The sequence below is a fragment of the Enterobacter sp. CCUG 70166 genome, assembly GCF_020224095.1.
In the GTDB taxonomy this organism is placed as follows: domain Bacteria; phylum Pseudomonadota; class Gammaproteobacteria; order Enterobacterales; family Enterobacteriaceae; genus Enterobacter; species Enterobacter intestinihominis.
Genome location: NZ_NRIQ01000049.1, coordinates 46,071 through 52,560, shown reverse-complemented (window position 1 = coordinate 52,560; position 6,490 = coordinate 46,071). Strand labels below are relative to the sequence as shown.

Sequence of the window (6,490 nt, the reverse complement as noted above, 5' to 3'; positions counted from 1 at the left end):
GAAAACCAGGATGCACACACGAAACGTCAACGTCAAAACCGCCGCTCAAGAATCTTCCAGAAAGATGGGGGGAAAAACCGTGTCGTACACGATCCTCGTCGCTGAGACGAAAAAAAACTCAGAGGAGGAATCGGACGTTCTGGAGTTCAGCAGCCTTGCTGAGCTGAAGAAACTGCGCAGACGCTGCCCAGAAACGATGCGCTGCACCTATTTCTACGCCCTCAGCAGCGGCGTCGATAAACAGTTCCGCCATATCCATGTGGCAGAAGCTGACCACTTCAAACAGTTTGTGCGCCTGATCGAGCGCGCAGGTATCGACATTTAAACACGGTTCACCCCGTGCGGCTGCCGCCGCACGGAACCTCATCAGACAGGAGCCAGAAACATGAACGTTAACACTCCGACCGCTACACCAATGGCCTTTTTCGTTCCGTCTCATAACGCCGTTTATGACCGCGCAACCCAGCTGGAAGGGCAGTGGGTGACTCAGCGTGAAGCGATAACGCTGGAATCTCTGCGCCGTCTCTATCCGGATGCGGAGCTGATCCCCGCGACTCTGGTACAGGAAAAGCAGAATGACGGCTATCGCCGTCCCTGGGTGGAAATCACCGAGGCCCGGTACATCGGCCAGCTGGAAACGCTGCCGCCAGTGGACTGGTGCAGAGGGTATGGCGGGGAGTCGTTCAAATCGATGGAGTTTACGGGCGGGGATGTGACCGCGATTTTCGTCCGGTATGGCGTGCGTTTCTTTGAGTGCCATGACCTGCACACCCGCCATCACCGGGAGCTGATTGGGGACGTGATCGCCCGTTTCTGTCTCGATGCACCGCTGAATTCAGCGCATTAAAAAAGCAGGGTTGCCCCTGCTTTCTCAACGCCGGGTAGCCGCAGCAACGGTGAACCGGCAATCACAACCAAAGTAAGGAGATTGATCGTGAAATTTGACCCGCAAACTGTCGCACAGGCGAAGGCATTTGTAAATGCCCTCCGCGCCGGAAAACGCGCCCGCGTACCCGCGCTGCGCTTCTCACAGTGGCAGCCGTTCCTGTCCGTGGTAAATGCCGAAACAGGCTACGCCGCCGATGCTGACTGTGGTCTGGCTGTCAGCGTCTACCCGGCGCTTGGACTGGCTTAACAGGAGACGGCCGCCTGCGGGCGGCCGGTAAGGAGAAACCATGTCACAACTGAGTTTTGAATCCCTGTTCCTGGCAGACCTGGTCGATCCGCAGCCGCGGGCTTCCGCGCCTGTCCGGATGCTGTCGCCAGCTGAGGCGCGTAAACAGTTCGCCAGCGTCTTCCGTCAGACGGCGAAAAATATGCGCCGTTCGGAAGTGTTCCGCGACTTTATCGCCCTGGCTGCCAGTGAGCTGGATATGGCGCGTATACGTTTGCCGGAGAATATTGAAAACAGCCGTCGCATCTGCGGGCGGTATCAGCCGGACGATTTATACGCCATGAAACAGCTGTTCAGCCTGTTGGTGGAGGGGCTGGCGGGTGACATTCATGATTTTCTCGGCGCCCTGTACATGGAGCAGGAGCTGGGTGCGGATGAAATGGGTCAGTATTTTTCACCGTCCTGTATCTCCCGTCTGATGGCCGGAATACTCATGCCCGGCGCTCAGGAGACGATAAAGCGTGAGGGATGGTTGACGCTCGATGAGCCAGCCTGCGGCAGCGCCGGAATGGTCATCGCCTTTGCATTCTGGATGGCTGAAGCGGGATATAACCCGTCAGAACAGCTGTATGCCACCTGTACCGATATCGATCCCATGGTGGCTGATATGGCCTTTATCCAGCTGGCGCTGCTGGGTATTCCCGCGAAAGTCGTGACAGGCAACACGCTGACCCTGAAAGCGAGCCGTGTGCGTTATACCCCCGTGTATTACTTCAATGACTGGCAGGGACGTCTGGCATTTCGCAGTCGTCTGGATGCAATGAAAAAATTTCTGGCCACCGTGGCCGCCTGACTGACAGAGCGGCAGGGCAGACCTGCCGCAGGAAGAGAGAAAATGACAAGCAACACACTAAACGCTGTTCCGGCGACCGTGCTGGAGACGCTGGCAGAACGCCTGAAAGACCAGCCTGAACCGCTAAAAATCCGCAGCAACGATGATCACGCCGCGCTGGCTGCTGATGTGCTCTGGAACTTCGCCCGTAAAACCGGGCTGAACAGGGAAAGCGAAAGCGTGCAAACCGTCATCACGGATTTTCTGGCCAATCTTCTGCACCTGTGCGAACAGTGCGATCCGGACGGGGCGGGTATCGATGGATTTAATGCCCTGCTGAATATGGCCGTGATGCATTATGAGCAGGAAAATGGGGGTGACAGCGAAGAACCGATCTGAACGGGAACCTTAGCCCCGGTGCATATCATCGGGGCAACCGCAAAACGTTACCCCTTCGGGGAAACGGGGAGGGCGAAAGCGCCTCCGGCGCTCTTGCCATTCCCCGTTGCAGTGCATCTCTCCTTACCTGCGATCATAACCGGCGTCCTGCTGGTTAACTTGCTCAGTTGCAGCTCCGTGACCATACCCCGAAAACAGGGCAGGGCGATGGCCCCCTTCGGCTCCCGGCCAGCGCTGCTGTCCGGTCGTCGAGCCCCACTCCGCCAGGGCGGCCGCTGCGCACCCGCCAGGCTCCGCCGAACCCCTTCGGGTTTCGGGCCATACGGCTAGGGTCTGATGGCAAAGGTCAAGGGCTGCGGCTTCTCCGGCCGTGCCGTCCGGAACGCCTTCACCGCGCCGGCTGATGCCGTCGCTTTAATGGCGCCACGCCGTTCCGACGTGTCGGGTGTGTGCATCCTGTTCCCCTGGTGAAGCCATCCCCCGTGCGTCCTCACGCGGAGGGCTGGTCGTAGCACCGTCGGGTCGTCATCCAAGGGGTGAAATGCACTCCGCCAAAACTTTTTGCGTGCCGCAAAAACTTTAGTCTCCGCCCCTTTCCTTCCTCCCTTCGCCGTTGCTCCTTTGCCCTTTGCCGCGAGAGAACTCACCAGGGAGATGGACACCATCACCACAGGAGAAAACCAGGATGCACACACGAAACGTCAACGTCAAAACCGCCGCTCAAGAATCTACCGGAAGATGTGATTCAAACCTCACCACGTCCCAGTTCACGGATCTGTTTTGCTGGGTCCTGGCAGCATCGGAAGGGGAGCCACAACCGGCAATTTTTACGCCGCCAGAGAATGCCACTGAGCTGACGTTAATTAATGACGAATGCCCGGATTATATCTCTGTCTGGGTTGTAGATGGTCGCCCGGTGGCAGCTGCAATGCCGCTGGATAATTTTCACCGCGTTATTCCTTCATCACTAACTAAATAATCAGGAGTAAATAAAAATGGTCAGTTTCGCAAGCCGCTATCGTATGCCTACCTCGATCCGCAAAGACCGTCCACTGACGAATGAGGAATTACAGCTCATCGTTCCAAGCGCGTTCTCATCGGATAAACACGATTCACGCTCTGAACGTTATACATATATCCCGACCATAAACATTCTTGACCGTTTACGTGATGAAGGGTTTCAGCCGTATTATGCAACGCAGTCACGTACACGTGACCAGGATAAACGCGACTTTACAAAGCATATGCTTCGCCTGCGTCGTCATGACCAGATTAACGGAAAAGAAGTACCGGAAATTATTCTGCTGAATAGCCATGATGGTTCAAGCAGCTATAAAATGATCCCCGGTATGTTCCGTCAGGTTTGCAGTAATGGTCTGGTTGCATGGAAGGATTTTGGTGAAATCCGCGTACCCCACAAAGGGGATATTGTCGGGCAGGTTATTGAAGGCGCTTACACGGTGCTGAAAACATTTGACGCAGTTGATGAAAATATTGACCTCATGAAAAGCATTCAGCTTACTTTGCCTGAGCAGCGGCTTTTTGGTGCGACCGCCCTGGAACTTAAGTATGATGGAAAACCAGCGCCGATTACGCCGGAGCAAATTATTAACCCCCGCCGGGTACTCGACAGAGGCCAGGATTTATGGACCACGTTTAACGTGGTACAGGAAAATGTGATCCGTGGGGGGATTCGTGGCAGAACGCAAAAAGGGAAGGTGACCAGAACGCGGGAAGTCACCGGAATTGATGGTGACATCAAATTAAATCAGGTGCTCTGGAAAATGGCGGAGGAGTTTGCAAAACTGAAGGCCTGAAAATTAAGCCGCTCAACAGAGCGGCTTTTTACTGTCCGCTATGTAACGAGGCCGCTTCCGCAATTTGAATCTCATGCTCCTTTCCCGCAGTTGGCGCCAGACGTTCAGAAAGTAACTTTTTTCTTGCCAGCAATACGCGATATATATTTTTGATATCCTGAGCATACGCCTTGCGCTGCGCAATGAGCTTTTTGCTCGGCCCCGTATTATACATCCCCACGCTGTCCCAGTTTTTTCCGTATGACCTGAAGTTGTGCGCCAGTACCCACGCTCCCGTATAAACGCAGATACATGGATCATTCAACAGGCGCTCACGGGTAATATTGAAGTTTTTAAGTTTACCGTAATGGGAACTGTTCACCTGCATCCCGCAGACATCTTCTGTTCCATTCCTGTTTGATCCATTTATCGCACCCGGCTTAAGTCTGCTCTCTTTAATTGAAATTGACATAAGCAGCAGCGGATCAATTTGATAATCTTTCCCGGCTTGATCAAAGCACATCTGGGGAGCTGCGCCAGCAGACATGGAAAGAGTCAGCAATGCCGCAGGCAGTAACGATATTTTCATGGTTTGGCCTTTTAACGAAATACACGGGCTCAGGAGAGTCGCCTTAAAAAATACCCCGGCGGATCGTCGCAATCAAGTTAATTCACTACAAACGCGCGTGAGCGCTCTCCTGATGGGATTCAACACCCGTCCGAAATAAACATGTCAGAGCAGTAGACGGTATTAACACGCCGCTCTTTACTAACCCATTAAAACATCACACCCCACGCAAGACTTCGTCTTGCAGATTTTTTCTTTAAATTCAGTGGCATGATGTATGTTTTATTACGTAATTTTTGAGTATGTGCGATTAAGGTGTGTGGACTAACACACATTGCAGTGCTTAATCAGGCACTGCAATGTGTGCTAATACAGCACTCTGAAGTGTGGGGATTGTGTGTATTCAATTAATAGAGTAAGTTAAAAGCAGATAGTGCCTGAACCACACACATCATAGTGCCTAATGCACACACACCGTAGTGCCTGATTAGCACACATATTTAGGGATGAGTCATATATAAAATCAGTTGGTTACCAGAACCCTGCACCACGGATAGCTGTTAAAGTTCGCCATTGCAGTGCCGCATCAGGCACTGCATTAGAACATCGAGAAACTATTATGCCAAGAAAGAACATTTACTTTAAAGACAAAATTGACCGCGAAATACATGATATTCTTGAAATAGAGCTACAGAAAGGGGCCACATCTTCTGAGATGAACTACTCTTCGATAGTCAACGAATTAGTACGCCTTGGGCTAATGGTTTACAAATCGAAAGAAGAAGGAAGCTCATTTGACCTGGATGGTTTTAGGCGCGACCTTATAAAGAAAGTCTCCGGGTCACGAGAAGGTATTATGATTCTGACTGCCCTTGTCTCTGACATCTTCGTTACACTCAAAGGCCCCGACTCTGGCGTGAAACTGGAAGAGCTCATAAACACCAACATCAGTGCAATTAACGATGCGGAAGATAAAGCCGAAAAAGACCACTTCCTGGCAGGGTAAAATAACTTCTTTGGCCGGAACACTCCGGCCAGAATCGATCACTGAGACGACTTTTCGTCCCACAGAGGCTCGCTTTTCTCCACCTCCTTAATTTTTTCCTTCAGGAAAACTTCAAATTCCATACACAGCACTTTAAGCGCCTGCGCATCCTCGTTCTGGTCAAGCAATCTTTCAGTAAAATAGCCGAGAGTATTCATTAACCGGGTGAGCATTTCATCATTCAGACTGCGGTTATGCACCTTCGCCATCGCCCTGATTTCATCCGCAAGATTCTCAGGAATACGCATGCTATAGCCGGTAGTTTTCCCCGGAAGCAAAATTCTTTCACCCTCCCGCCATACCCACAATTGCTCCTGTTTGTGTGGGGTCTTAATTTCACTCACAACCTCAACGGATTCACCATCAAGTAATTTCCCAAGCCATTCCTCGAATCTGACCGCCAGCGCAATAAGCCGCTCACCCTCCGCAGTTTTAATGACAGGCTTACCCGGCTGATAATTCAGAGACAACAAAAGCCTGGCAATAATTTCCTCATTCACGCTCCTGTTACCCGCTCTGGCACATATTCTCAGCTCCATGAGCAAATTATCGGGCGCCCGCAACCTCCACTCCACAGCCTCCCCTGGCTGGAACTTCCGTGGACGGCCGCGACCATCCCACATTTTCTCTTTAACTTTCATAGCTATAGATCCCTGAGGCCATTTCTGAACTTACTGGTCAACAAAGCCTACTCACTTACATATTCGGATAAATCTGAATACCTTGTAAAAATGTG

General features: G+C 52.0%; 10 protein-coding genes. 8 read left to right on the top strand and 2 right to left on the bottom strand.

Going from position 1 to position 6,490, the window contains the following annotated elements; genetic code table 11:
• Nucleotides 1-10 precede the first annotated feature (10 nt).
• The 7 genes from CKK19_RS20785 (at nt 11) to CKK19_RS20755 (ending at nt 4,162) form a co-directional block, all read left to right on the top strand.
• The gene (locus CKK19_RS20785) at nt 11-325 is read left to right on the top strand and encodes a hypothetical protein (protein ID WP_023338051.1); all 315 of its coding nucleotides are present in this window, start codon (nt 11-13) and stop codon (nt 323-325) included.
• A 60-nt stretch (nt 326-385) separates the two neighbouring features.
• Nucleotides 386-847 (top strand): DUF1419 domain-containing protein, encoded by a 462-nt coding sequence (locus CKK19_RS20780; protein ID WP_074174452.1) that lies wholly within the window; start codon nt 386-388, stop codon nt 845-847.
• A gap of 87 nt (nt 848-934) precedes the next feature.
• On the top strand, nt 935-1,135 hold the full coding sequence (locus tag CKK19_RS20775) for a hypothetical protein (protein WP_031494497.1): 201 nt from the start codon (nt 935-937) through the stop codon (nt 1,133-1,135).
• Nucleotides 1,136-1,175: 40 nt separating this feature from the next.
• A complete protein-coding gene (locus CKK19_RS20770) occupies nt 1,176-1,967 on the top strand; it encodes an N-6 DNA methylase (protein WP_063854333.1) in 792 nt (263 codons plus the stop codon).
• A gap of 42 nt (nt 1,968-2,009) precedes the next feature.
• Nucleotides 2,010-2,345, top strand: coding sequence for a hypothetical protein (locus CKK19_RS20765; protein WP_063854334.1), 336 nt, complete (start codon nt 2,010-2,012; stop codon nt 2,343-2,345).
• A gap of 685 nt (nt 2,346-3,030) precedes the next feature.
• Nucleotides 3,031-3,324 (top strand): hypothetical protein, encoded by a 294-nt coding sequence (locus CKK19_RS20760; RefSeq protein WP_045332709.1) that lies wholly within the window; start codon nt 3,031-3,033, stop codon nt 3,322-3,324.
• 16 nt (nt 3,325-3,340) lie between these two features.
• Entirely contained in the window at nt 3,341-4,162 is an 822-nt protein-coding gene (locus tag CKK19_RS20755) for a DUF932 domain-containing protein (protein ID WP_063854336.1), read from the top strand.
• 28 nt (nt 4,163-4,190) lie between these two features.
• Here the strand turns inward: CKK19_RS20755 and CKK19_RS20750 are convergent, their stop codons facing one another.
• Nucleotides 4,191-4,730, bottom strand: a complete 540-nt coding sequence (locus CKK19_RS20750) for a lytic transglycosylase domain-containing protein (RefSeq protein ID WP_063854337.1) — start codon at nt 4,728-4,730, stop codon at nt 4,191-4,193.
• A 598-nt stretch (nt 4,731-5,328) separates the two neighbouring features.
• Here CKK19_RS20750 and CKK19_RS20745 point away from each other — a divergent pair.
• Nucleotides 5,329-5,715 (top strand): relaxosome protein TraM, encoded by a 387-nt coding sequence (locus CKK19_RS20745; RefSeq protein ID WP_023338043.1) that lies wholly within the window; start codon nt 5,329-5,331, stop codon nt 5,713-5,715.
• 38 nt (nt 5,716-5,753) lie between these two features.
• Here the strand turns inward: CKK19_RS20745 and CKK19_RS20740 are convergent, their stop codons facing one another.
• Complete coding sequence (locus CKK19_RS20740; RefSeq protein WP_045343952.1) at nt 5,754-6,395, bottom strand: Arc family DNA-binding protein; 642 nt, start codon at nt 6,393-6,395, stop codon at nt 5,754-5,756.
• Nucleotides 6,396-6,490: the final 95 nt, after the last annotated feature.